Consider the following 23,945-nt stretch of genomic DNA (forward strand, 5'->3'; position numbering starts at 1 on the left):
CTTCGCCTGGTCGGGGAGCGGCCGGGCGCTCTACCCATGATACGCAGCGAAAATAGTGTTTGCCCTTAAGGATGATGGGCCGCGGTTGTTAGGGCGCTCTTAACGTGTGGCTATACTTCGCGCCCTCATTAGCACACACGCCGGCCAAGAAGATCATACTCGCACCTCGGGGGAGCCCACCAGTCATTTTGATCTAGGTGGGCGTGTCGGGAGGAATCGGTGACGAAAAAGACGGCAACGGACCGTCCAAGCCGGTTACAGCCGCGCAACTGGAGCCTCCCGGTCAAGCTCGCGTCGGTGCTCCTGGTGCCCACGCTGCTGGCTCTCGTGCTGGGCGCGCTCCGCATCGCGGACCGCACGCACGAGGCGAACGACCTGGCCCGGCTGGACCGGTACGTAGTACTGCAGGAGAAGGCGTCCACGGCGATCGACCGGCTGCAGGCCGAGCGGTACACCTCGGCGCTGTTCGTGCAGAAGGGTGCCGGCGCGCCGGAGCCCAGGGACGGGGCCTCGGAGTCCGAGGCGAACTCCGAGGAGGACTCCGCCGCGCCGGACGACTCGGCGGTGGGGGACGCCGTCCGGGCCAGTGACAGCGCGCTGGAGGACCTGAACAAGGCCGTCGGCGACCCGGCCACCATGCCGGGCGCCACCGTCGACGCCTACCGGCTGGTGAGGACCGGCGTGGACCGGCTCGCCGCGGTGCGCGAGGCCGTCACCTCGGCCGGCGAGCGGGACCGCTCGAGCGGGACGGACGCCAAGCCGGCGATCACTCCGGGCGCGGTGATCGGCCAGTACACCGGCCCGATCGAGGCGCTGCTCGGCTTCGAGGACTCGATGAACCGGCAGCTGGCCACGCCCGCACTGGCCGGCCTGCCCGCCGGCCTGTCCGCACTGACCATGTCGCGCGAGCAGGTCGCACTGCAGCACACGGTGATCGGCGTGGCCGCGCTGCGCGGCGGCATGCTGCCCGGGGACGCGGATCTGATGCGCGCCACCGACGCCCGGCTGTCCACCTCGGTGGGCCAGTTCCGGGCCGGGCTGACCGCCGAGCAGCAGTCCCGCTACCTGAGCTTCACCACCAGCGGCGGGCACGACCAGCGGCAGGCCATGAAACAGCAGGCGATGAGCCGGGTCAGCCCGCGCGGCACGGTCGCGCTGGGCATCAACCCCAGCGGCTGGGACCAGGCTTCCAAGTCCGTACTTGAGGAAATGCGGACCTCGGAAACCGGCCTGCGCAACGAGATCAAGGGCATCAGCCACGCCCAGCAGGAGGCGCAGCGCGACGCCGCCGGCATCTACTCGGTGGTCCTGCTGCTCGGGTTGCTGGCCGCCGCGACCGTGGTGTTCCTGGTCGGCCGGTCCATGCTGAAGCCGCTGCGCGAGCTGCAAAAGACCGCGCTGGACGTGGCGCAGCGCCGGCTGCCCAAGGCGGTCCGCGCGATGCGCGCCGGCGAGGTGCCGAACGTGAAGGTGGCGCCGGTCAAGGTGAACAGCATCGACGAGATCGGCCAGGTGGCCCGGGCGTTCGACCAGGTGCACGGGCAGGCGGTCCGGCTGGCCGCCGAGCAGGCCACCCTGCAGACCAGCGTCAACTCGATGTTCGTCAACCTGTCCCGGCGCAGCCAGGGCCTGGTGGAACGGCAGCTGCGGCTGATCGAGCAGTTGGAGCGCAACGAGCAGGACTCCGACCAGCTGGCCAACCTGTTCCAGCTGGACCACCTGGCCACCCGCATGCGGCGCAACAGCGAGAACCTGCTGGTGCTCTCCGGCAGCGACGTGGCCAAGCGGTCCGCGACCCAGGTGCCGACGGTGGACGTGCTGCGCGCGGCCGTGTCGGAGATCGAGCAGTACCAGCGCGTGGTGGTGCAGCCGCCGCCGGCGGCCGACCTGCTCGGCCGGGCCGCCGGTGACATGGTGCACCTGGTCGCCGAGCTGCTGGACAACGCGACCAACTTCTCCGCCCCGGACACCCAGGTGGTCGTCACCAGCACCCGGGCCAAGGACGGGTCGGTGCTGGTGGAGATCGCCGACCAGGGCGTCGGGATGACCGAGGAGGAGCTCACCTCGGCCAACAAGCGGCTGTCCGGCCCGAACACGATGGACGTCTCCGCGTCCCGCCGGATGGGCCTGTTCGTGGTCGGCCGGCTGGCCGCCCGGCACGAGATCAAGGTCGAGCTGGCCGTCGCCCCGTCGGGCCAGGGGGTCACCGCCCGGGTGACCGTGCCGGCCGGGCTGGTCACCGTGGGAAAGTCCTCGGCCGAGCCGGCCCACGCCGCGGCGCCGGAACCGGGCGTCGAGGGACGCCCGGCGGCGGCGATCGCCGGTGGGATGCCGGAGAACCCGAGGGTGCCGGCCGCGCGGGTGGCGACGTCCAGCGGCGGTGTGCTCGCGGTCCCGGCGAACGGTGCCGGTGTCAACGGTTCCCCGAGGGTGAACGGTGCCCACCGGGCCCCGACGAACGGTTCCGGGCCGGCGGACGACGAGGGCGGGCTGCCCCGGCGTACCGCCGGGCTGGCCCTCGGCGCGCGCAACAGCGACGGCACGCGCTCGTTGGTGCCGCCCGGCCAGCCGGCTCCGCCCTTGTCGACCGGCCAGTCCGGCTCCATGACCGCGGGTCAGCCGGGTCAGCCCGGCCACTCCGGTCACTCCGGTCAGCCGGTGGGCGGTCAGTCCGGCCCGATGCCGGTCAACCAGCCCGGCCCGATGGCGGGAGGCCAGTCCGGGCCGTTGCCGATGGGGAACCACTCCGGCCCGCCCGGGCGGTCCGGGCCGCCACCGGGCCGGTCGGTTCCGCCCCCGCCCGGACGCCCCGGGCAGGGCGCTCCCACCAACGGACGCCCGCCCGGCCGGCCGCACGGCGGGCCGCCCCGCCGGCCGGGCGGCGAACTGCCGCCCCTTCCGCCGTACCAGGGCTTCCGCCCGGACCCGACGGAGACCGCTCGGCAGATCCGCGAGCGGAACGCCGGCTCGCCGATCTTCGAGGAGATGGCCTCGGCGTGGTTCCAGGACGTCAGGGCGAACGAGATGGGCGACGACGAGGTCGACCCGGCGGCCAACGCCAAGCTGAACTGGGGCAGCTCGGAACCGGTTGTGCGTGAACCGCGCAAGCCGGCGGACTCCGAGATGACCAAGGCCGGTCTCCCCAAGCGCGCGCCCAAGGCCAACCTGATCTCGACCGGCGGCTCCGGCTCGTCGGGCGAGTCGGGTCCGGCCGCCCCGGCGGCGGTGCCCGCCCGCAGCGCGGAGCAGATCCGCGGCCGGCTGGCCAGCTACCAGCGCGGCGTCCGCCAGGGGCGGGAGTCGCTGACCCCCGATCCGAACGATCCGGCCGCCGACGGGACTGATGACGCCGGCCGGCACGCGCGCGAAGGCGACCGGGAGGAGACGACGTGACCACGGTAGAGAGCCAACCGAGCCGGTTCGGCTGGCTGGTGACCAACTTCGCCGAACGAGTGCCGGGGGTGGCGCACGCGGTGGTGGTGTCGGCCGACGGGCTGCTGCTCACCGCGTCCTCCCGGCTGCCCCGCGACCGCGCCGACCAGCTCGCCGCCGTGGCGTCCGGGATGGTCAGCCTCACCCAGGGCGCGGCGCGCTGCTTCGAGGCCGGCGGCGTGGTGCAGACGGTGGTGGAGATGGAACGCGGCATCGTGCTGCTGATGTCCATCAGCGACGGCTCATGCCTGGCCGTGCTCGCCTCGCCGACCTGCGACATCGGGCTGATCGGCTACGAGATGACGCTGCTGGTGGACCGGGTCGGCCAGATCCTCACACCGCAGCTGCGCGCCGAGCTGCAAGGCTCGCTGGGCAGATGACCAGGCCCGACGGTCCGGAGCCGTCGTTCGCGGACGTGATGAACGGGTTCAGCTTCGACAGCACCCGGTCCTCCCGGCGTCGCAAGCGGCGCCGGGAGGAAGACGAAGAGGTCGAGCAGGTAGTCGTCGCCACGCCGGTCGAGCCGGTGCCGCCGCCGGACCCGTTGGAGTTCGCGCCGGCCGGCTACCTCGACGCGCCGGAGGAAGCCCGGTACGAGGACACCGCGTCCTCCGCCGTGCGGCCGTACGCGTGGACCCGGGGACGCACCACCACCGGCTACCACCTGGAGATCGAAACCCTGGTGTCCACCAGCTCGCGGGGGCGCGAGCAGCTGGTGCTGCTGCCGTTCGAGCACCGGTCGGTCGCCGAACTGTGCGAGCAGGCCCGCTCGGTCGCCGAGGTCGCCGCCCTGCTGGGCGTGCCGCTGGGCGTGGCGAAGGTTCTGCTGGGTGACATGGCCGGCCTGGGGCTGGTCTCGGTGCACTCAACGGTCAGTGGCAATGGCGACGTCCCCGACCTCGCCCTGATGGAAAGGGTGCTCAGTGGACTCCGCCGTCTCTAGCGCCGGTGTCGCCACCACCGCAACCACGTCCGCGAAGATCGTCGTGGCCGGTGGTTTCGGTGTCGGCAAGACCACCTTCGTCGGCTCCGTGTCGGAGATCGTGCCGCTGACCACGGAAGCGGTGATGACCGAGGCCAGTGCCGAGGTGGACGACCTCGGGCACATCCCGAACAAGCGCACCACCACGGTGGCCATGGACTTCGGCCGGGTCTCCCTGGACTCGGACCTGATCCTGTACCTGTTCGGCACGCCCGGGCAGCACCGGTTCTGGTTCATGTGGGACGACCTGGTGCGCGGCGCGATCGGCGCGGTGGTGCTGGTGGACACCCGCCGGCTGGCCGACTGCTTCGGCGCGGTGGACTTCTTCGAGGATCGCGGGCTGCCCTACGTGGTCGCGTTGAACCGGTTCAACGGGGTGCTCGCGCACGACCTGGAGGATGTGCGCGAGGCGATGGCCATCGGCCCGCACGTGCCCATGGTGAGCTGTGACGCCCGGGACCGGGACTCCACGAAGACGGCGCTGATCTCGCTGGTCGAGCACGCCATGCGGGCCCGGCTGGCCAAGGCTCGCTAGTGGGCCTCGGTTTCGGGGTCCATGACCACCGCTGAGGTGATGCGGTGCAGCATGAAGCGGCGCAGGTCGCCCTGCAGGCGGTCGTAGCCCTCGAGCACGCCACCGGCCACGCTCACCGGTTCCACGATCCGCCGGCTGGCCACGCCGAGGGAGTTCACGTAGCCGATCCACACGCTTCGGCGTTCCCGGGCGGCGCCGCGCAGCAGTTCCAGGGTGTTGCCGGCACCGTTGGTGTCCGCGTCGGTGTGCGCCGGTCCGGTGGGGCGCATGGTGGCGGCGCGTTCGCCGGCCCTGATCGAGGCGACCAGTGCGCTCAGCCGGTTCTCGTCCAGGGCGGGTAGGTCGGCGCGCGCGGCCGCGCGGGGCTTGGCGCTGATCCGCCGGCCGCGCGGGCGCAGGTCCACCACGGTGCCGTCGCCGGCCTCGGCGGCCGGGGAGAAGCCGGCGGCCCGCAACCCGTCCAGCAGCTGGGCCAGCGGCAGCTCGCTGATCAGCACGGTGGGCGCGATCTGGCGCAGCTCCCAGTCGTCCGACCCGGGATGCGCGAGCACCTCGGTGAGCAGCACCTCGTCGTCCGCGCGCAGGAACGAGCGCGCGGTGCCGCCGCGCACCCGGCCGTGCCGGCGGGCCACGTCGTCGATCAGGTAGGTCAGCCCCTGCGGCACCGGGGTGGCCGAGCGGGTGGCGAACAGCTGGTGCAGCTCGGTGGGCGCGCGGCCGGCATCCAGCGCGCGCAACAGGCTGGCCTCGGTGATCCGGTACACGGAGGCGGCCCCGGAACTTTCCACGTCGGCGACCAGCGCCATCTCCTCCGCCACGTCGGCGCGCAGCGGGCCGGGGGCCACGGCGGTCAGGTCGGCCTGCAGCAGCACGTGGTCCACCGGTTCGGGCAGCGCCTGGCGCAGCGCGGAGAGCACCGGCGCGGTGTCGCCGGTGTCCGCCGACCGCAGCAGGGCGCGGCCCGGGCCGGTCAGTGCGCCCAGGGCGACCAGTCCGAGCAGGGTGGCCTCGTCGACGGTCCAGGTGACCTGGGCGTCGCGCATCCGCCCGCCCCGGCGGGGTGCGCGCCAGGTGAGCACGGCGGCCAGCGCCTCGGGGTCCACCACGCCCTCACCCTCGGGCAGCTCGGTGAGCGTGTTCAGCACGCGGCGGCGGTCCCGGGGGGCCAGCGGGCGGCGCAGCTCCTCGGACAGCGCGCCGAGCACCTTGTCCCCGTCGTCGCGCTGGCCTATCAGCCCGGGCAACCGCGGCAGCTCCAACCAGGCCCGGGCCAGGGCCAGCCAGCGCTGCTCGGGACCGCCGGCGGCCCACAGGTCGGCCTGGGTGGTCGGCACCCACTCGCCGCCGCCGGCCGCTTCCGAGTCGGCGATCAGCCCGGCCGCCGCCAGTACCTCGACCAGCAGCCCGGTCTGTGGCTCGGTGAGGCCCAGGTCGCGCGCGGCGCGGCGCAGGTCGCGCACGCCGAGGCCGCCGGAACGCAGCACGGGCGGGGGTTCGTGACCCCAGGCCTCGATCAGCGTTTCGGCGTGCCGCAGCAGCTCCAGCACCGCGCCGGCGGCCGTGCCGTCCACCCGTTCCGCGCCGGGCCGGGTGGTGGCCAGTTTCGGTTCCGCCGGGACCAGCGAGCGGAGGGGTGCGGCGCCGCGCAGCTCCAGGCCGACCTGGCGGGGCAGCTCGACGGTGCTCGGGTCCACCCGGAGCAGCAGCCCCCTGGAGATCAGCCGCTGGATCACCCGCGCGCCCGGTTCCTGGCTGCGGCCGATCGGCGGGCCCGCGACCAGCGCCTCCAGCACGCGTTGCTCGTCGGCCGGGGTGTCGGCGAGCAGCTCGCGCAGCTTCGCCGGGTCGGACACCGACTCGGCCGGCCGGCCCAGCCCGCCCGGGTAGCGGGAAACCACCTCCAGCGCGGCCGGTACCAGGCGCAGCTCCTCGTCCCCGCCCCAGACCAGGGCGCGCTCCCGCAACAGGCCCAGCGCGGCGGACAGCCGTCGCTTCGGCATGCTCGAACCGAACAGCTCGGCGATCCGTGCGGCACCGGTCGGCTCGGCTTCCGCGCCGGCGACCACCAAGGCCTCCAGCACCGCGAGGGTGGGCGTTTCCAGGTCCTCGCACGCGCGGTTCACCGAGGCCCGCACGCCGGCGCGGGTGGCCAGCACGGTCAGGTCGGAGGGCGGCGGGACGCCCAGGTCGGGGCGCAGCCGCAGCAGTGTGGCGAGGGTCGCGTCGTCTTGCGCGCGCAGCCAGTCGAGGAGGGAGGTGCCGGCCATCCTGTCCACGGTAGCCTGAACCCGATCGCGACTGACCAGGAGGAGACGGTGGGCAACACCCGTTCCGCACGCATCGACCCGAGCTGGCCGGAGCACGCCGACGGCGAGCACCCGGTCAGCGAGCTCGCCGCGCCGGTGCAGGGCTCGATGTCGCCCTTCGGCGACCTGGAGTTCCCGCTGCCGTCCGTGCCCTACGAGCACCCGGTCACCGAGATCAACCGCTGAGCGGCTCCGCGGCCGGGCTGCTGCTGGCCGCCGGCGCCGGCCGCCGGATGGGCGGCCCGAAGGCGCTGGTGGAGCTGGCCGGCCGGCCGCTGGTGCTGCGCGCGCTGGACGCGCTGCGCGAGGGCGGCTGTGCCCCGCTGGTGGTGGTGCTGGGCGCCGCCGCCGACCGGGTGGCCCCGTTGCTGCCGCCGGACGCGCTACCGATGATCGCGCCGGACTGGGCCGAGGGCATGGGCGCCTCGCTGCGCGCCGGCCTGGCCTCGCTGAGGGACGTCTCAGCCCCGGCCGCGCTGGTGCACCTGGTCGACCTGCCCGGGGTGGGTGCGCCGGCGATCGCCCGTCTGGCCGCTTGTGCGGACGAAGGACCGGACGTGCTGGCCCGCGCGGCCTACCACGCCCGGCCGGGTCACCCGGTGCTGCTCGGCCGCGCACACTGGCCGGCCGTGGCGGCCGCCGCCCGGGGCGACGCCGGCGCGCGTGACTACCTGTCCGGCCATCCCGCGCTGCGCCTGGTCGAATGCGGCGACCTGGCCGACCCTCGGGACGTGGACACCCCCGAGGCGCTGCGCGCATTCTCGCCTCACCCGTCATCGGAAAGCTGAGAGCGTTCCTCGGGCACTCTCCGCCTCACTATGGCTCTGCGTGGAACCTCGGGTCGGAGGGGTCGGCTCGAAGGTGGCGTCTGCCCGGGACTTGCCGGACGCGCGCGGCGCGGAATCGGTAGGCGCTCGGACTAAGCTGTGCGGGTGCCCGTACCTGGTCCTGGTTACACGATTACCGTGCGGTTGTCCGCGCCCCCGACGGCCAGCACGGCCGGCGACCTGGCGGCGGCGGTCGGCCGCGTGGGCGGGGTGGTCACCGCCTTCGACGTGGTGGACTCGCTCGCCGACCGCATCGTGATCGACCTCTCCTGCAACGCGATGAGCGAGGACCACGCGCAGGAGATCACCGAAGCGCTGGCCGCGTTGCCGGGCGTCGACGTGCGCAAGGTCTCCGACCGCACCTTCCTGGTCCACCTCGGCGGGAAGATCGAGGTGTCGCCGAAGGTCAGCCTGCGCACCCGCGACGACCTCTCCCGCGCATACACCCCCGGGGTGGCGCGGGTGTGCCGGGCGATCGCGGCCAACCCGGACGACGCCCGCCGGCTGACCATCAAGCGGAACACGGTCGCCGTGGTCACCGACGGCTCCGCGGTACTCGGCCTGGGCAATATCGGCGCGGCCGCCGCGCTGCCCGTGATGGAGGGCAAGGCGGCGCTGTTCAAGCGGTTCGCCGGGGTGGACGCCTGGCCGGTCGTGCTGGACACCCAGGACACCGAAGAGATCATCCGGATCGTCAAGGCGATCGCCCCGGCGTACGGCGGGATCAACCTGGAGGACATCGCCGCGCCGCGCTGCTTCGAGATCGAGGCCCGGTTGCGCGAGGCGCTGGACATCCCGGTGTTCCACGACGACCAGCACGGCACCGCGATCGTGGTGCTGGCCGCGCTGCGCAACGCGCTGCGGGTGGTGAACCGGCCGCTGTCCGAGTGCCGGGTGGTGGTGTGCGGGGTGGGTGCCGCCGGTTCGGCGATCATCCGGCTGATGCTGCCGGAACAGCCGAAGGACGTGCTGGCGGTGGACGTGGCCGGCATCGTGCACCCGGACCGCCCCGGGCTGGACCCGAACCTGATGTGGATCGCCGAGCACACCAACGCCGAGCGCCGGTCCGGCAAGCTGGCCGACGCGATGGTCGGTGCGGACGTGTTCATCGGCGTCTCCGCGCCGAACTTGCTCGGCGAGGCCGAGCTGGCCTCCATGGCGCCGGACCCGGTGGTGTTCGCGCTGGCCAACCCCGATCCCGAGGTCGACCCGATCATCGCCCAGCGGTACGCCGCCGTGGTGGCCACCGGCCGCTCGGACTACCCGAACCAGATCAACAACGTGCTGGCCTTCCCCGGCGTGTTCCGCGGCCTGCTGGACGCGCAGGCCGGCGACATCACCGACGAGATGCAGCGGGCCGCCGCCGAGGCGATCGCCCGGGTGGTCTCCGAGCCGAATCCGTCGTTCATCGTGCCCAGCGTGTTCGACCTGTCGGTGGCCACCGAGGTCGCTCGCGCGGTGCGTGGGGCCGCCTAGGTCCAGATACTCGTGAACCCCGGGTCTGCCTTGCACCCGGGGTTCACGACACGCGACTTGCTTAGTCCAGTTCGAGCTTCTGGCCCGGCTTGACGGTGTGCTTGCCGCCCAGCTCGCTCTCGTTCGACTTGTAGACCGACTCCCAGCCGCCGTTCACCTTCTGCTCCTTGGCGATGGAGGATAGGCTGTCGCCCTCCTGCACCTGGTAGGTGCGCGGGGTCTTGGCCACCTTCGGCGCGGCCGGTGTCCGGCCGGTCGGGGACTGGGCCAGTGGGGCCGGCGTGTTGTTCGACTCGGGCACGATCTGCCGCCCGGACTGGCTCGGCCGGCTGGGCTCGGCCAGCGGCAGCGCGGTGGGCGCGGTCGGGGCCACCGCGGCGCGGTCGGTCGGCGCGGTGAAGGTACCCCGCTCGGCGGGCGCCCCGAGCGTGCCCCGCTCGGTCGGTGCGGAGAGGGTGCCCCGTTCGGTGGCCGCGTCCGTCGGGGCGCGGTGCGTCGGCGCGCTCGGCGTGATCGCGGTGGCCGGCTGGGTGCGCTGGCTGAACGAGTCGCGGTCCGACGAGGTGACCGGCATCGCCGTGAACGGCGTGGTGGCGCTGTCCGTGCTGGCCGGCGTGCTGTCCATCGCCTCCAGGCGGCCGATCTTCGGCGTGCCGGACTTGTCGGCGCGGGGCGTCGTGGCCAGGCCGGGCGTGGTGTTCGAGCCGGTGAGCGTGGAGGTGACGTCGGAGCCCGGGGTGACCGGCCGGGCGGCGTTGTCCGGGGTAAGGGTCTTGCGGCCGATCGACTTCGGCGTGGCCTTCTTCTTCGCGGTGATGGCGCGCACGGTGTGCGACTCGCCGCGCACCCCGGTCTTGCGGGAGCAGGAGGGCCAGGCGTTCCAGCCCTGCTCGGCGAGGACCTTCTCGGCCACCGCGATCTGTTCCTCGCGGCTGGCCTGGTGGGCCGAGTTGGCGTACTTGGTGCCGCCGTAGGCCCGCCAGGTGGACGGGGAGAACTGCAGGCCGCCGTTGTAGCCGTTGCCGGTGTTGGTGCTCCACTTGCCGCCGCTCTCGCACTTGGCGAGGCGGTCCCAGGAAGCGTCGGACGCGGCGTAGGCCTGACCGGCGGTGGCCAACGGAGCGCCGATGACCACACCGGTGATGGCGGTGGTCGCGATGGTCTTACCCGGGTTGGACGACGGTTTTCGATGCCGCCCTCGGTATCCGGCCATACTCAATCTCCGACAGCCGCGCACCCGGGATACGGCCGGTGGGGAGTCCGGCTGCCCGTTTCGCGCGCCGGTGCGCGAGCTGGGCGTTCCCGCCCTGTCCGACGTCTTCTTTCGGGGGCCGAGGACCACTGGACAGGGCGAGCACGCGGTGGTCTCCGGGGCCCGCCGGAAATGCCTTGGGGAGTGGCGGGCCAGGGCGCAATCTATGCCACACGGGCCGGGGAATAAAGGCCCACGGGCGGGTCGGCGTCGGCGTGGCGCGGGGTAATCGGCCAAAGGGGCAGTTCAGCGGACGAGCGGGTGACAAAACGGAAACGGCGGCGTGTTACCGGATTACCCCGAACGTGTGAGTCACATCGTTGGCTGCGTAGGGTCGGTCAGGTGGAACTGACTCACGTCGACGCCGCCGGCGCGGCGCGCATGGTCGACGTCTCGGAGAAGGCCCCGTCGGCCCGCGTGGCGGTGGCCAGTGGGGTGCTGCGCACCACCGCCGAGGTGATCGACCTGCTCCGCCGGGACGGCCTGCCCAAGGGCGACGCGCTGGCCACCGCGCGGATCGCCGGCATCATGGGCGCCAAGCGCACCCCGGACCTGGTGCCGCTGTGCCACCCGATCGCGCTCAGCGGGGTCACCCTGGACCTGTCGCTGGAGGCGGAAGCGGTGCGCATCACCGCGACCGCGAAGACCACCGACCGCACCGGGGTGGAGATGGAGGCCCTGACCGCCGTGGCGGTGGCCGGGTTGACCCTGCACGACATGGTCAAGGCGGTGGACCCGGCGGCCGTGCTGGACGCGGTACGGGTGGACCGCAAGGACGGCGGCAAGACCGGTAGCTGGACCCGCCCGGAGGACCGGTGAACGGGGGTGCACGCACGGCCCGCGTGGTGACCGCGTCGAACCGGGCCGCCGCCGGGGTCTACCCCGACCGGGGCGGGCCGTTGATCGCCGAATGGCTCCGCGAGCGTGGTTACGCCTGCCCCGACCCCTCGGTGGTGGCCGACGGCGAACCGGTCGGCGCCGCGTTGCGGGACGCCGTGGCCGCCGAGGTCGACGTGGTGATCACTACCGGGGGCACCGGCATCTCCCCGACCGACGCCACCCCCGAGGTAACTCGCGGAATACTGGATTATGAGGTGCCCGGCCTGGCCGACGCGATCCGTGCGGCCGGCGCCCCGAAGGTGCCCACCGCGGTGCTCTCCCGGGGCGTCGCCGGTGTCGCGGGGCGCACCCTGGTGGTGAACCTGCCCGGTTCCACCGGCGGGGTGCGGGACGGACTGGCGGTGTTGGCCGACGTGCTGGACCACGCGGTCGACCAGCTGCGAGGAGGCGATCACTGATGACGGTGGTACTGCCCACGGTCACCAGGGCCGAGGTCGTTGACCGGCCCCTGGACGTGAACGAACACGCGGACCTGGTCTCCCACGTGGCCGCCGGTGCGGTGGTGACGTTCGCCGGCGTGGTGCGCAACCACGACGGCGGCCGGGACGTGACCGCGCTGGACTACTCCGGGCACCCCACGGCCGACCGGATCATCCGCGAGGTGGCCGAGGCGGTGGCCGCGCGCGCCGAGGGCGTGCGGGCGATCGCGGTGAGCCACCGGATCGGCCAGCTGCGCATCGGTGACACCGCCCTGGCCTGCGCGGTCGCCGCCGATCACCGCCAGCAGGCGTTCCAGGTGTGCGCCGAACTGGTCGACGAGGTGAAGCGCCTGCTCCCCATCTGGAAACACCAGCTGTTCACCGACGGCACCGACGAGTGGACCAACTGCCCCTAGGGAGCCTCGGGTGTCGTCGCCGCTGGTCGAGGTCCTCGACGACCGGCTCCGGGGGAACCGGCTGCTGGTCAAGCGGGATGACCTGCTGGACCCGGAGATACCTGGCAACAAGTCGCGCAAGCTGAAGTACCAGTTGCTCGGTGCCCAGGCCTCGGGCATCACCACCCTGCTCACCTTCGGTGGCGCGTACTCGAACCACGTCCGGGCCGTAGCGGCCGCCGGCCGCCGGTTCGGGTTCGACACGATCGGAGTGATCCGCGGCGAGGAACGGCCGTTCAACGAAGGACTGGCCCATGCCGAGTCGGCCGGGATGCGCCTGCACTACCTGGATCGCGCCACTGCTCGCGATGAGTGGCTGTATCGAGCTGGTTGAGGAGATTGACGAATCGTTCGATGCGATCATTTGTCCGGTCGGCACCGGTGGCACCTTGGCCGGCCTGGCCGCGGGCCTTGGCGAGTCCCAGAGGAGTGAGCGGGTCTGGCGACCTCGTCCAGCTCGGACGCCGCCAGCGCCGCCGCCGTGCTGAGCTTGAGCAGTTGCGCGCGGTGATCGTTGCGCCGGGTGCGTCCGGTCCAGTCGGATATCGCCCGGGTCAGCTCGTGCAGGTCGAGGTTTCGGGGCGTGGCCGGTCGGGCTGGGCCAGTTCTCCCAGTAGGAGAAGTTCCGCTCTTGCCAACTATCGCTAATGCGTGCGGCCGTTGCCACCGCGTTGGAGATCGACATCATCACCACTGACTTTCGCGGGCCGTGCAAGGGCAGTGACGATGAAGTTGATCTTCCTTCGGGCGGATTCGCGGTATGAGCGGGATCACTCATGGTCAAGTAGCGGTGACAGACCCTACTCGCCGGTAGAACGTCTCCTACTGCTACTTGACCATGGACTGCCGCCGAGGACGACCGACGCTACATCTACCCGCGAGACCGGGACGCCGCGCGTGGTGCGCGACGTCCCGGTCTCTGGGTGACGTGCCGGCGGACGGACCGGCGACGCGATCGGTGGGTCAGCCCAGGTTGAGCTGCTGGCCCGGCTTGAGCTTGTTGGGCGCGCCGCCGAGCTGGTCGCGGTTGCGCTCGTAGAGCGCCTGCCAGCCGCCGGGCAGGTTCCGCGTCTGGGCGATCTTGGACAGGCTGTCCCCGGAGACCACGGTGTACTTCTGTCCGGCGGGGGTCGCGGGGGCGGCCGGGGCGGCGGGAGCCGGGGCGTTGGGCACGTTCGGCACCTGGGCGGCCGGCGTCGGCACGCTCGGCACCCGGGGCGCGGGCACGTTCGGCACGGCGGCGGGGACCTGCGGCGCCGGCACGGCGGCGGGGACCTGAGGTGCCGGCACGGCGGCGGGGATCCGCGGCGCCGGCGCAACCGGCGGCACCGGAGCGGCCGGAACCGCGGGAACGTTGGGTTTCACCTCGGTGCGGGTGTCCTTGGTGGCGTTGGTCTTGTCCCGCAGCTGGGCCTTGCCCTTGGCCTTGATCTTCTTCGAGCAGGCGGGCCAGGCCTTCCAGCCCTGGCTGGCGAGCACGCGCTCGGCCACCCGGATCTGCTCCTCGCGGCTGGCGTTGTGCGCGCTGCCCTTGCCGCCGTTGGCCCGCCAGGTGGATGCGGTGAACTGGAGTCCACCGGAAAAGCCATTACCGGTGTTGGTGCTCCACTTTCCGCCACTTTCGCATTTAGCCAATTGGTCCCAGGTCTCGTCGGACGCGGCGTGCGCGGTGCCGGCGAACAGGAAGGGAGTGCCGGCGACTACCGCGCCGGCGGTGATGACACGGACGACGCGAGCCAGATTCCGTGAGCCGCGGCTGTCCTCACGCGGCTCGGGAGAGGTGTCTCGTGACGGGGTCATGACGTTTGCTCCACACCGCACCCAGGGGTTCCCCCCAACCCTGCCCGGCGTGTTTTCTGTCGGCGTCCTGACGCACTGGGCAGGTTTGGCGCGGTGCGTCAATGGGTACTCGTTCGCTGGACGGCTGGTTGCCGGCCGGGATGGACGGTACGTAAGCCGGGTGGGTATCCGTCAAGAATGGTTATTGCGAGCCACATCACTCAAATGAATCTCAAGTTTTGTTGCATCTTGCAAACGACATAGGTGTTTCGGCAGGTCATAACGGAAGTATCACGACGGAAAAACGTTGCGAACAAGGAACTTTCATTTTGGAAGTTGTGATCTTAATCACGCTGAAAAACGCGTCAAATTCCGTTGCGTGGAACACGATCCGAGTGGCAAGCACCGGGCTGCCTCGGTCATGCTGGATGGGTGAGTGAAGCCGTGGAGACCCCCGCCGAGCTGGCGAAGGCGCTGGAGGACACCGGATACCTGGCCGACGACGGCCTGGCCACCGCCGCCTACCTGGCATTGCGGATGAACCGGCCGCTGTTCTGCGAGGGCGAGCCGGGCACCGGCAAGACCGCGCTGGCCCAGGCGCTGGCCCAGGTCCTGGACGCGGAGCTGGTCCGGCTGCAGTGCCACGAGGGGATCGACGCCAGCCAGGCCCTCTACGACTGGGACTTCCCCCGGCAGCTGCTGCACCTGCGCGCGCTGGAGGCGGCCGCCGGGCACGAGCGGCTGGACGCGGACACCGTCGAGGCCTCCCTGTACGACCAGCGCTTCCTGATCGCCCGGCCGGTGCTGCGCGCGTTGCGGGGCGCCAAGCGCAGCGTGCTGCTCATCGACGAGGTGGACCGCGCGGACGACGAGTTCGAGGCCTTCTTGTTGGAGGTGCTCACCGAGCACGCGGTGACCATCCCCGAGGTCGGCGAGGTGCGGGCGGAGATCCCGCCGCTGGTGGTGCTCACCTCCAACCGGACCCGCGAGGTGCACGACGCGCTCAAGCGCCGCTGCCTCTACCTGTGGCTGGACCACCCCGACGTGACCAGGGAGATCGCCATCCTGCGCAGCCGCCTGCCCGGGGTGCCCGAGCGGCTGGCCGGCCGGGTGGCGGCCGCGGTGCGCCGGATGCGCGGGATGGAGCTGCTGAAGCCGCCCGGCGTGGCCGAGTCGTTGGACTGGGCGCAGGCGTTGCACCTGCTCGGCGCCGACGACTTGGACGTCGACACCGCCGCCGCCTCGCTGGGCGCGGTGCTCAAGTACCGGGAGGACGCCGACCGGGTGCGCGCCCAGCTCGACGCAGTACTGGCGTAATGGTCCAGTTCGACGCGTTCGCCGGGGAGCGCGAGGTCGACCCCCTGCCGAGGCTGGTCGGGTTTACCTCGGTGCTGCGGCACGCCGGCCTGCCCGTCACCACCGACCGGGTGGCCGCCTTCCTCACCGCGCTGGACGAGCTGGACGTGACCAGCGAGCCGGCCACCTACTGGGCCGGCCGGCTGACCCTGTGCGCCGATCCGGACGACGTCGGCCGGTACGACGCGGCGTTCGCGGCGTGGTTCGCGCCGAAGCGGGGCGGTCCCCGGGTGCGCGTGCAGGACCAGCGGAAACCGCCGCCCTCCCAGCTGGCCGCGCTGACCCGGGAAGCCGGCGCGGACGAGCCGGAGAGCGACGATGACGACGGCCCGGACGACGTGCAGCGGCTGCGGGTCGCGGCCAGCGCCACCGAGGTGCTCCGGCACCGGGACGTGGCCGAGCTTTCCCCGGCCGAGCGGGAGCACCTGCGCGCGTTGCTCGCGCTGTTGCGCGCGGAACCCCCGTTGCGGCGCTCTCGCCGCCGTCGCCCCGGCTCGCGTGGTTTCCCCGATCCCGGCCGCACCCTCCGCGCCGCCCTGCGCAACCACGGTGAGCTGCGGGAACTGCGCCACCGGGCGCCGGCCGAACGGCCCCGCAAGGTGGTACTGCTGATCGACGTCTCCGGGTCCATGGCGCCCTACGCCGACACCCTGATGCGGTTCGCGCACGTGGTTGCGCGGCGTATCCCCAGTACCGAGGTGTTCACCATCGGCACCCGGCTGACCCGGATCACCCGCGAGCTGCGGCACCGGGACCCGGAGCGCGCGCTGGCCGCCGCCGGCCGGGCCATCCCGGACTGGTCGGGCGGCACCCGGCTGGGCGACGCGGTGCGCGCGTTCACCGACCGCTGGGGGCAGCGCGGGGTGGCCCGCCGGGCGGTAGTGGTGATCTTCTCCGACGGGTGGGAGCGGGGCTCGCCGGACCTGCTCGGCGAACAGCTCGGGCGGCTGCGCCGGCTGGCCCACAAGATGGTGTGGGTGAACCCGCACGCCGGCAAGGATGGCTACGCACCGGTGCAGGGCGGAATAGTTGCGGCGCTGCCGCACTTGGATGAACTGCTGGCCGGGCACAGCCTGGCCACGCTGGAGCGGTTGGTCGGGGTGATCGCCGATGCGTGAGGTGGAAGAAGATGCGTGACGTACTCGAACAGCTGGGCTCGTGGTGGGACGACGGCAAACCGGTGGCCCTGGCCACCGTGGTTGCCACGTTCCGTTCGGCGCCGCGGCAGCCCGGGGCTTCGATGCTGGTCGGGCCGGGTGGCGAGGCGGTGGGCAGCGTCTCCGGCGGTTGTGTGGAGGGCGCGGTCTACGAGCTGGGCAACCAGGTGCTGGCCGACGACCGCCCGGTGCTGCAGCGCTACGGCGTCTCCGACGACGACGCGTTCGCGGTCGGCCTGACCTGCGGCGGCATCCTTGACGTGTTCGTGGAGAAGATCGACCCGAAGACGTTCCCCGAGCTGGCCGAGGTGTCCCGCGCGATCAAGGAGGAGCGCCCGGTCGCGGTGGCCACGGTGGTCGCCGGCCCGGCCGACCGGCTGGGCAGGCGCCTGGTCATCTGGCCCGACCGGGTCTCCGGAACCACCGGCTCAACCCGCCTGGACGACGCGGTGCGCGACGACGGGCGCGGCCTGCTCGCCGCCGGCCGCAACGGCATGCTGCACTACGGCGTGGACGGGCAACGCCGGGGCGAGGGCCTGGACGTGTTCCTGGAGGCGTTCGCCCCGCCGCCCCGGATGATCGTGTTCGGCGCGATCGACTTCGCCTCGGCGGTGGCCCGGATGGGCACCTTCCTGGGCTACCGGGTGACCGTGTGCGACGCCCGGCCGGTGTTCGCCACCGCGTCCCGGTTCCCCGGCGCGAACGAGGTCGTCGTGGAATGGCCGCACCGCTACCTGCAGGCGGAGGCCGGAGCTGGTCGTATTGATGGCCGCACCGCGATCTGCGTGCTCACCCACGACCCCAAGTTCGACGTGCCGGTGCTCGAGGTCGCGTTGCGCCTGCCCGAGTTCGGCTACTTGGGCGCCATGGGTTCGCGGCGCACCCACGACGACCGGCTGCAGCGGCTGCGCGAGGCCGGTCTCACCGAGGACGAGCTGGCCCGCATGTCCAGCCCGATCGGCCTGGACCTGGGCGCCCGCACCCCGGAGGAAACCGCCGTCTCGATCGCGGCCGAAATGATCGCCCTCCAGTGGGGCGGCGCCGGCAACCGCCTGGCCGAACGCGAAGGCCCCATCCACGCCACCGCCCCCCGCTGATCCGATCACCGGTTCCGCCACCACGGAACCGGTGATCGTTATACGGTAGCTCCCATGGGGGAGCGCGAGGCGGCCGTCGAGTTTTTGTTGCGCGAGTGCGCCGACCACACCGGCCGGCACGGCGACCCCGACGACCGGCCCGTCGTGGTGCTGTGGAGTGCCCGGGGCTCGCCCGGTTCGGACCTTCTGGCGCACCTGCGGCAGATCGAGCACTGGTCGGGGCCACGGGCGTACCTGGACAGCGCCCGGCTGCCGGACAGCCACCGGCCGCACGAGGTGGCCAACCGGCTGGCGCTGCAGTTGGGCTGGCGGGTCAAGGGGTTCGGCCGGGCCGGGTTCCCGAGGTTCCTCCTCGGCATGTGGGCGGCGCGCAACCCGCTGGACCCGGACGCCACGGCCGGCGCGCGGGCGGCGCGGCGCGAGCTGATCCGCAAGCTGATCGGCAACCGGACCGAGCTGCGCGCCTGGGTGCGCGACATGGCGCGCGTGCTGGCCGAGGCCGGCGGTTTGCCCGGGCCGGCCTCGGAGGCGTTCGGGCTGGCCGTTGACGGGCTGTCCGGCCTGGTGCACACCCGGCTGCTGCTGCGCCGGGCCGGCATGCGCTGGTACCGCACCGGCCTGAACCTGGCGATGATCCAGGACGCGGCGGACGGGCTGGTGGAGCTGTCCGTGCGGGAGTTCCAGGGCAACCACGGATGGGTGGACGAGGTGCTCTGCCGGGCCTTCGTGGCCGACCTTCGGGCCGCCTATTGGGCGAAACGGTGGATCAATGCGTGCCCGGTGGGCGCGGTGGTGCTGCTGGACAACGTCAGCATCGGCCCGGCCCACGAGTTCCTGAGCACGCTGGCCGCGCAGCCGGGCGGGTCCGGCCCGCTGCTGGTGGTGGCCGCCTCGCACCGGCGCTACCCGCCGGACGCCGCCAAGCGGCCGCTGGTCTGGCAGCCCGACCCGCTGCGGGACGCCTCGATGGTGCGCTGGCTGGCCGGTCGGGACGGGCGCGGCGGCAGTCGGTTCTACCCGGTGTGGGTGGACCCGGTGGACGACGTGGCGCCGATCTCCGACCCGGCCCAGCCGGAGGTCGAGGCGACCACCGAGCGGCTGGTCGCGCACCGGAGCCTGGCCTACAGCCCGGAGCTGCGCGCCTCGGTGGCGTTCGCCTACCGCCTGACGTCGGCGCACCAGGCCGGCCTCGGCATGGTGCTCGACGCACTGCTGCGCGGTGGCCCGGAGGACGACCCGCGCCGGGTGCTCGGCCGGTCCTCCGGAGACGGCGCGCCACCGCTGGACGAGCAGGTGATGGAGCTGGTGCTCGGCCCGCGCGACGACCATCTGCGCCAGGGACTGGTGCTGATGGCCATGGTGGTCGACCTCTCGGACACCAGCATCGCGCCGATCCTGGATCTGCTCACCCCGCACAAGATAAGAATGATCATGGAGTTCCGGGCCGGGGACCTGTGGGTGACCTACCCGGTGGAGGACGGCCGGTTGCGGGCACCCCGGCTGCACCCGTTCGCCCGCCGGGCCATCGCGCACCGGCTGGCCGGTCCCGGTGGCCTGCCCGACCTCGGGCTGACCTGGGAGGACGTGCACGAACTGCTGCGCGCGGACGCGCGGGACAAGCGGCGGGAGGGCGTCGCGCTCTACCACAGCCTGGCGCTCGGCCGGGTGCAGCAGGTGGCCACCGCGCTGACCGGAGAGTTCCGCCCGGGCAACCAGGAACGGTTCTACCGGCAGCTCACCCGGGTGACGGCGGCGCCGCTCGCGGTGCCCGGCCAGGGAGCGGACGCGAACGCGCTCTTCGGCCGGCTGTGTGCGGACCCGGCCCCGGAGCCCCGGGTGTCCCGGCGCCTGGTCGCCGCGCTGCAGCTGCACTCGGACCCGCTCGGCGATCCCCGGCACGACATGTGCGTGATCGTCGCGGACGAGCTGCTGGAGCTCTCCCGGCACGCCGGCGCGGGCGCCCGGTTCCTGTACGAGCAGCACCTCAGGTTCGCGGAATGCTCGCGGCGGTGGCACTCGATCGGAGGAAGCAGATGATCGCGGCGTTGCGGCTCTGGTGGCAGGACCGCAGTCGGATGATCCAGCGCACGATTTGCGGGCTCGGGGTGGTGGTGCTGGGCGTGCTGGGCTACCTGGTGTGGGACTGGCACGTGCACTGCGCGCCCGGGGTGGACCAGGTGGGTGCGCAGTGCGTGGGCATCACCGACGGCACGCAGGGCCCGTTGTTCGGTGCGCCGACGGCGGACGCGCTGCGGCTGATCGGTGAGGAGAACACCCGGCTGACGGCCACCGGCACGCCCAGCCTGACGGTGGCCTACCTGGTGCCCATCCCGCCGCCCGGGGTGGAGGACGAGTACGGCGAGCGGCTGGCCGGCGACCTGCGCGGGGTGGCGGTGGCGCAGCGCCAGGCCAACCGGACCAACACGCTGGGCGACCGGCCGGCGATCCGCGTGCTGGTGGCCAATGTCGGCGACTCGGCCGAACCGGCGGAGAAGCCGGTGCGCAAGCTGATCGAGATGGCCACCAGCGGCTTCGCCGAGCACCGGCTGATGGCGGTCGGGGTGACCGGGAAGTCGCTGGACCCCTACCTGCGCCTGATCGGTCAGCTGGTCCTCGCCGACGTGCCGGTGATCGTGTCGCACGTGACGGCGGACCGGCTGCTCCAGGCGCCCTCGGCGAACACCCCGTACATCCGGGTCGCTCCGAGCACCGCGGCGCAGGCCGAGGCGGCGGCCGCCTACCTGCGGCAGTCCACCCGCCGTGCGCTGGTCGTGCAGAACTCCGATCCCGACGACCAGTACGCCCGCACGCTGGGCGACGCGTTCCGCGCCCGGTACCCGGACCCGGGCAGCGGGCACACCCTGGTCGTCCCGGAGGAGAGCTACAACGGTTCGCGCCCCGGTGCGGCCAACGCCATGAAGGGCATCGTGCGCAACCTCTGCCAGCAGCGTCCGGACGTGGTGTTCTTCGCCGGTCGTTCGCCGGAGCTGGCCGCGTTCGTCGCGGCGCTGCCGTCCCGGCCCTGCCCCGGCCACCCGGTACGGGTGATGACCGGCGACGACGGGGTCCGCTTCGGCTCGGGGGTGACCGGCTCGCCCGAGCTGGCCGCCGGGCTGCGCGCGAACGCCACGGTGGAGTACACCGCGCTGGCCCACCCCCGGGCATGGCCGGCCGCGCCGGCCGCGTTCGCGCCCGGCGCCACCGCCTACCTGACCGGCCACTGCCCGGAGTGTCTGGACACCTTGTTCCCCGGCGCGCGGCTCGACGACAGCTACACGATCATGGCCTACGACATGATGATGGCCGCCGTGGCCGGGATCCGGTCGCCGAACGGCGTGGTCGACTCGCCTGGAGCGCTGACCCAGGAGTTCAAGCGGATGCACGGGGCCGGCTCGGTGGCCGGGGCCAGCGGTTGGATCTCCCTCACCTCGGCCGGCGAGACGATCGACAAAGCGGTGGCGATCATGCGCGTGCTGCCGATGGAGGGCATGGAGTTCGTCCAGCTCAGCGCCCCGTCCGGGGTGCCATGCACCCCGAACTCCAACAACTGCTAACCCCCCAGCCCTGATCCGGTCACTTCAGCAGGGTGATTCAGTCGGTTCAGCAGGGTGATTCAGTGCGTTCAGCAGTGTGGTTCAGTCGGTTCAGCAGTGTGGTTCAGTCGGTCTGGCAGGGTGGTTCAGTGCGTGGCGGCGGCGAGCGCGGCCCGCCCGGGCTCGGGCTCGTCGCCGGCCCGGGGCGGCGTGGCCGGCGGCGGGGGCGGTACGGACGGCTTGTGCATGAGCGCGGCCAGGCCGATTCCGACGCAGGTGAGGACCGCGGCGACCAGGAAGACGTTGCTGTACGCCTGGCCGAGCACGTCCAGCTGCACGGCGCGGTAGTAGCCGTACAGGGAGCGGGGGTCGTCCGGCGAGATGCCGTGTGCGGCCAGGTCCGGGTTGCCGACCTGGATGAGTGCGGCCCGGTCGGCGGACAGCTGGGCCTGCTGCGCGGTGGCCAGGACGGTCATCACGGCCAGCCCGAGCGCGGATGACGCGCGCATCACGATGTTGTTCACCAGTGAAGCCGAGCCGACCTGGGCGGGCGGGATCGCCGCGATGCCCGCCGTCATGATCGGCATCATGGCCAGCCCGTTGCCGAACGCGCGCACGCAGGTCCAGAGGATCACGTCCCCCTCGGACATGGCCGGGCCGATGCCGCACAGCAGGAACCCGCCGTACGCGGCGATGGCCAGCCCGATCACCCCCGGCCAGCGCGGCCCGATCAGGTCGTAGAGCCGCCCCGCGACGGGCATCAGCAACCCCATCACCACCGCCTCGGGCAGCAGGATCAACCCCACCCGCAGCGGTTGTATGCCCTGCCCCTGCTGCATGAACAGCGGCAGGTAGAACAGCACCGCGAACAGGCCGACGGACAGCACGCTGATCAGCAACAGCGAGTTCACGAACATCCAGTTGCGGAACACCCGCAGGTCGATCAGCGGGTGCTCCACGGCCAGCTCGATCACCACGAACAACGCCAGCGCCAGCACCGCGAACACCAGCAGCATGCGGATCCGGTAGGAGTCCCAGCCCCAGGACTGGCCCTCGGAAACCGCCAGCAGCAGCGCGAACAGCCCCGTCGCGGCGGCCACGAAGCCCCACCAGTCGAACGGCCGGGCTGGTCCGGGCGGGGTGCGCGGCAGCACCAGGTAACCGGCGATCACGCCCAGCACCCCGGCCGGCACGTTGATCAGGAAGATCAGCCGCCAGTCCACGTACTCCACCAGGTAGCCGCCCAGCGTGGGGCCGATGGCCGGCGCGACCACCACGCCCTGCCCGTAGATGCCCATCGCGGTGCCGATCTGCTCGCGCGGCACGATGGACATCAGCAGCGACACGGTCACCACCGGCAGCACGCCGCCCGGGACGGCCTGCAGGATGCGGAACGCGACCATGCTGGGCAGGTCCCAGGCCAGCCCGCACAGTGCCGAGGTCAGCGCGAACCCGACCAGCGAGTACAGGTAGATCCGGGTCAGCCCGATCCGGTCGCCCAGCCAGCCGCTCATCGGCACCACCACGCCCAGCGCCAGGGTGTAGGCGGTGCTCACCCACTCGATGTCGTCCACCGTGGTGCCGAAGTCGCGCTGCATGGTGGGGATGGCGACGTTCACGATGCTGATGTCCAGCACGGACATGAACATGCCGACGATGAGCACCAGCAGCGGGATCAGCCAGCCGGGCTTGGCCATCAGCGTGCCCCCCTCATCGCCGGACCGTCCAATATATCGGTGGGTGAGGTAAAAAGGTTAGTCGGTTACGCTTTCCGCTGACTTACGAAGGGCTGCCCGGTGGGCCTGCGCGAACGCAAGAAACTGATCACCCGGAAGGCGATCCTGGACGCCGCCCGGGAGATGTTCACGGCGCGCGGCTACGACAACGTCACGGTCGCCGAGATCGCCGACGCGGTGAACCTGTCGGCCAAGACCGTGTTCGCCTACTTCCCCTCCAAGGAGGACCTGGTCTTCGCCGACGCGGAGGAGACCCTGGTCCGGCTGCGCGACCGGCTGCGGGACCGGCCGGCCGGGCAGACCCCGCTGGTCGCGGTGGCCGAGGCGATCCGCGAGGAGTTCGTCGCGGAGCGGGAGGAGATGTCCGGCCGGGGCACCCGGCTGGCCGACGAGGTCGAGCGGTCCTACCGGATGATCGTGGACAGCCCGACGCTGCGCTCCCGGATGCGGCTTTGGTGGGAACAGTTGGAGGAGGCGTTCGCCGAAGTGCTGGCGGCGGAGGCCGGCCCGGGTCCTCGGCCCCGGGTGGTGGCCGGGCAGCTGGTGCTGATCTTCCGGCTGCTGCTGTCCGAACATATAGTCGGTTACCTGCGCGAGCACGACGAGCCGAAACAATGGGCCGCGCTGGGTGACTGGTTGGATGTGTGCGTCGAGCTCATCGGGAACGGCATCGGTGAGTACGGACGCCGAGGGGACGCCTGAT

The 23,945-nt window shown here is 72.3% G+C and carries 22 protein-coding genes; 18 read left to right on the forward strand and 4 right to left on the reverse strand.

The window, feature by feature from the left end:
* Window positions 1-297: 297 nt before the first annotated feature.
* From ABEB12_RS01650 to ABEB12_RS01665, 4 genes are read left to right on the forward strand one after another with little or no spacing between them, the layout of a single operon-like run.
* A complete protein-coding gene (locus tag ABEB12_RS01650) occupies window positions 298-3,393 on the forward strand; it encodes a nitrate- and nitrite sensing domain-containing protein (RefSeq protein WP_185058601.1) in 3,096 nt (1,031 codons plus the stop codon).
* Window positions 3,390-3,812, forward strand: a complete 423-nt coding sequence (locus tag ABEB12_RS01655; protein WP_185058602.1) for a roadblock/LC7 domain-containing protein — start codon at window positions 3,390-3,392, stop codon at window positions 3,810-3,812. The genes ABEB12_RS01650 and ABEB12_RS01655 overlap by 4 nt, the downstream gene beginning before the upstream one ends.
* The gene (locus ABEB12_RS01660; protein WP_185058603.1) at window positions 3,809-4,375 is read left to right on the forward strand and encodes a DUF742 domain-containing protein; all 567 of its coding nucleotides are present in this window, start codon (window positions 3,809-3,811) and stop codon (window positions 4,373-4,375) included. The genes ABEB12_RS01655 and ABEB12_RS01660 overlap by 4 nt, the downstream gene beginning before the upstream one ends.
* A complete protein-coding gene (locus ABEB12_RS01665) occupies window positions 4,356-4,949 on the forward strand; it encodes an ATP/GTP-binding protein (RefSeq protein WP_185058604.1) in 594 nt (197 codons plus the stop codon). Before ABEB12_RS01660 ends, ABEB12_RS01665 begins: the two co-directional genes overlap by 20 nt.
* Here the strand turns inward: ABEB12_RS01665 and ABEB12_RS01670 are convergent.
* Window positions 4,946-7,216: a helicase-associated domain-containing protein gene (locus ABEB12_RS01670; protein ID WP_185058605.1), complete on the reverse strand. Its 2,271-nt coding sequence runs from the start codon at window positions 7,214-7,216 to the stop codon at window positions 4,946-4,948. The genes ABEB12_RS01665 and ABEB12_RS01670 overlap by 4 nt on opposite strands.
* Window positions 7,217-7,264: 48 nt before the next feature.
* On the opposite strand from ABEB12_RS01670, the gene ABEB12_RS01675 reads away from it, so the two are divergent.
* The 3 genes from ABEB12_RS01675 (at window position 7,265) to ABEB12_RS01685 (ending at window position 9,558) form a co-directional block, all read left to right on the forward strand.
* Window positions 7,265-7,441, forward strand: coding sequence for a hypothetical protein (locus tag ABEB12_RS01675; RefSeq protein ID WP_185058606.1), 177 nt, complete (start codon window positions 7,265-7,267; stop codon window positions 7,439-7,441).
* Window positions 7,438-8,043: an NTP transferase domain-containing protein gene (locus ABEB12_RS01680; protein ID WP_185061061.1), complete on the forward strand. Its 606-nt coding sequence runs from the start codon at window positions 7,438-7,440 to the stop codon at window positions 8,041-8,043. Before ABEB12_RS01675 ends, ABEB12_RS01680 begins: the two co-directional genes overlap by 4 nt.
* A 144-nt stretch (window positions 8,044-8,187) precedes the next feature.
* Window positions 8,188-9,558 carry a malic enzyme-like NAD(P)-binding protein gene (locus tag ABEB12_RS01685; protein ID WP_185058607.1) on the forward strand — a complete coding sequence of 457 codons (1,371 nt, stop codon included), beginning with the start codon at window positions 8,188-8,190 and terminating at the stop codon, window positions 9,556-9,558.
* 61 nt (window positions 9,559-9,619) lie between these two features.
* Here ABEB12_RS01685 and ABEB12_RS42030 read toward each other — a convergent pair whose 3' ends face one another.
* Window positions 9,620-10,771 carry a transglycosylase family protein gene (locus tag ABEB12_RS42030; RefSeq protein ID WP_185058608.1) on the reverse strand — a complete coding sequence of 384 codons (1,152 nt, stop codon included), beginning with the start codon at window positions 10,769-10,771 and terminating at the stop codon, window positions 9,620-9,622.
* A gap of 381 nt (window positions 10,772-11,152) precedes the next feature.
* Here ABEB12_RS42030 and moaC point away from each other — a divergent pair, with 381 nt between their 5' ends.
* From moaC to ABEB12_RS01720, 5 genes are read left to right on the forward strand one after another with little or no spacing between them, the layout of a single operon-like run.
* Window positions 11,153-11,629 carry a cyclic pyranopterin monophosphate synthase MoaC gene (moaC, locus tag ABEB12_RS01700; RefSeq protein WP_185058609.1) on the forward strand — a complete coding sequence of 159 codons (477 nt, stop codon included), beginning with the start codon at window positions 11,153-11,155 and terminating at the stop codon, window positions 11,627-11,629.
* On the forward strand, window positions 11,626-12,108 hold the full coding sequence (locus ABEB12_RS01705) for a MogA/MoaB family molybdenum cofactor biosynthesis protein (RefSeq protein WP_345702476.1): 483 nt from the start codon (window positions 11,626-11,628) through the stop codon (window positions 12,106-12,108). Before moaC ends, ABEB12_RS01705 begins: the two co-directional genes overlap by 4 nt.
* The gene (locus ABEB12_RS01710; protein ID WP_185058610.1) at window positions 12,108-12,545 is read left to right on the forward strand and encodes a molybdenum cofactor biosynthesis protein MoaE; all 438 of its coding nucleotides are present in this window, start codon (window positions 12,108-12,110) and stop codon (window positions 12,543-12,545) included. Before ABEB12_RS01705 ends, ABEB12_RS01710 begins: the two co-directional genes overlap by 1 nt.
* A 10-nt stretch (window positions 12,546-12,555) precedes the next feature.
* A complete protein-coding gene (locus ABEB12_RS01715) occupies window positions 12,556-12,918 on the forward strand; it encodes a hypothetical protein (protein ID WP_185058611.1) in 363 nt (120 codons plus the stop codon).
* Complete coding sequence (locus ABEB12_RS01720; protein WP_345702477.1) at window positions 12,893-13,072, forward strand: pyridoxal-phosphate dependent enzyme; 180 nt, start codon at window positions 12,893-12,895, stop codon at window positions 13,070-13,072. Before ABEB12_RS01715 ends, ABEB12_RS01720 begins: the two co-directional genes overlap by 26 nt.
* Window positions 13,073-13,547: 475 nt before the next feature.
* On the opposite strand, the gene ABEB12_RS01725 is transcribed toward ABEB12_RS01720, so the two are convergent.
* Window positions 13,548-14,384, reverse strand: coding sequence for a transglycosylase family protein (locus tag ABEB12_RS01725; protein ID WP_185058612.1), 837 nt, complete (start codon window positions 14,382-14,384; stop codon window positions 13,548-13,550).
* Window positions 14,385-14,795: 411 nt separating this feature from the next.
* On the opposite strand from ABEB12_RS01725, the gene ABEB12_RS01730 reads away from it, so the two are divergent.
* The 5 genes from ABEB12_RS01730 to ABEB12_RS01750 are packed head-to-tail and all read left to right on the forward strand — an operon-like array spanning window position 14,796 to window position 21,527.
* Window positions 14,796-15,680 (forward strand): AAA family ATPase, encoded by an 885-nt coding sequence (locus ABEB12_RS01730; protein WP_185058613.1) that lies wholly within the window; start codon window positions 14,796-14,798, stop codon window positions 15,678-15,680.
* Entirely contained in the window at window positions 15,680-16,837 is a 1,158-nt protein-coding gene (locus ABEB12_RS01735) for a VWA domain-containing protein (protein WP_185058614.1), read from the forward strand. Before ABEB12_RS01730 ends, ABEB12_RS01735 begins: the two co-directional genes overlap by 1 nt.
* A gap of 11 nt (window positions 16,838-16,848) precedes the next feature.
* Window positions 16,849-17,973: an XdhC family protein gene (locus ABEB12_RS01740; RefSeq protein ID WP_185058615.1), complete on the forward strand. Its 1,125-nt coding sequence runs from the start codon at window positions 16,849-16,851 to the stop codon at window positions 17,971-17,973.
* A 54-nt stretch (window positions 17,974-18,027) separates the two neighbouring features.
* Entirely contained in the window at window positions 18,028-20,010 is a 1,983-nt protein-coding gene (locus ABEB12_RS01745; protein ID WP_185058616.1) for a hypothetical protein, read from the forward strand.
* Window positions 20,007-21,527 (forward strand): type 1 periplasmic-binding domain-containing protein, encoded by a 1,521-nt coding sequence (locus tag ABEB12_RS01750; RefSeq protein ID WP_185058617.1) that lies wholly within the window; start codon window positions 20,007-20,009, stop codon window positions 21,525-21,527. Before ABEB12_RS01745 ends, ABEB12_RS01750 begins: the two co-directional genes overlap by 4 nt.
* 125 nt (window positions 21,528-21,652) lie before the next feature.
* On the opposite strand, the gene ABEB12_RS01755 is transcribed toward ABEB12_RS01750, so the two are convergent.
* On the reverse strand, window positions 21,653-23,203 hold the full coding sequence (locus tag ABEB12_RS01755) for a DHA2 family efflux MFS transporter permease subunit (RefSeq protein WP_185058618.1): 1,551 nt from the start codon (window positions 23,201-23,203) through the stop codon (window positions 21,653-21,655).
* Between the two features lie 99 nt (window positions 23,204-23,302).
* Here ABEB12_RS01755 and ABEB12_RS01760 point away from each other — a divergent pair, with 99 nt between their 5' ends.
* Window positions 23,303-23,944 (forward strand): TetR family transcriptional regulator, encoded by a 642-nt coding sequence (locus tag ABEB12_RS01760; RefSeq protein WP_185058619.1) that lies wholly within the window; start codon window positions 23,303-23,305, stop codon window positions 23,942-23,944.
* The last annotated feature ends 1 nt before the right edge of the window (window position 23,945 follow it).

Origin of the sequence: Actinospineispora eucalypti (assembly GCF_039543365.1) — a bacterium.
GTDB lineage: Bacteria > Actinomycetota > Actinomycetes > Mycobacteriales > Pseudonocardiaceae > Pseudonocardia > Pseudonocardia eucalypti.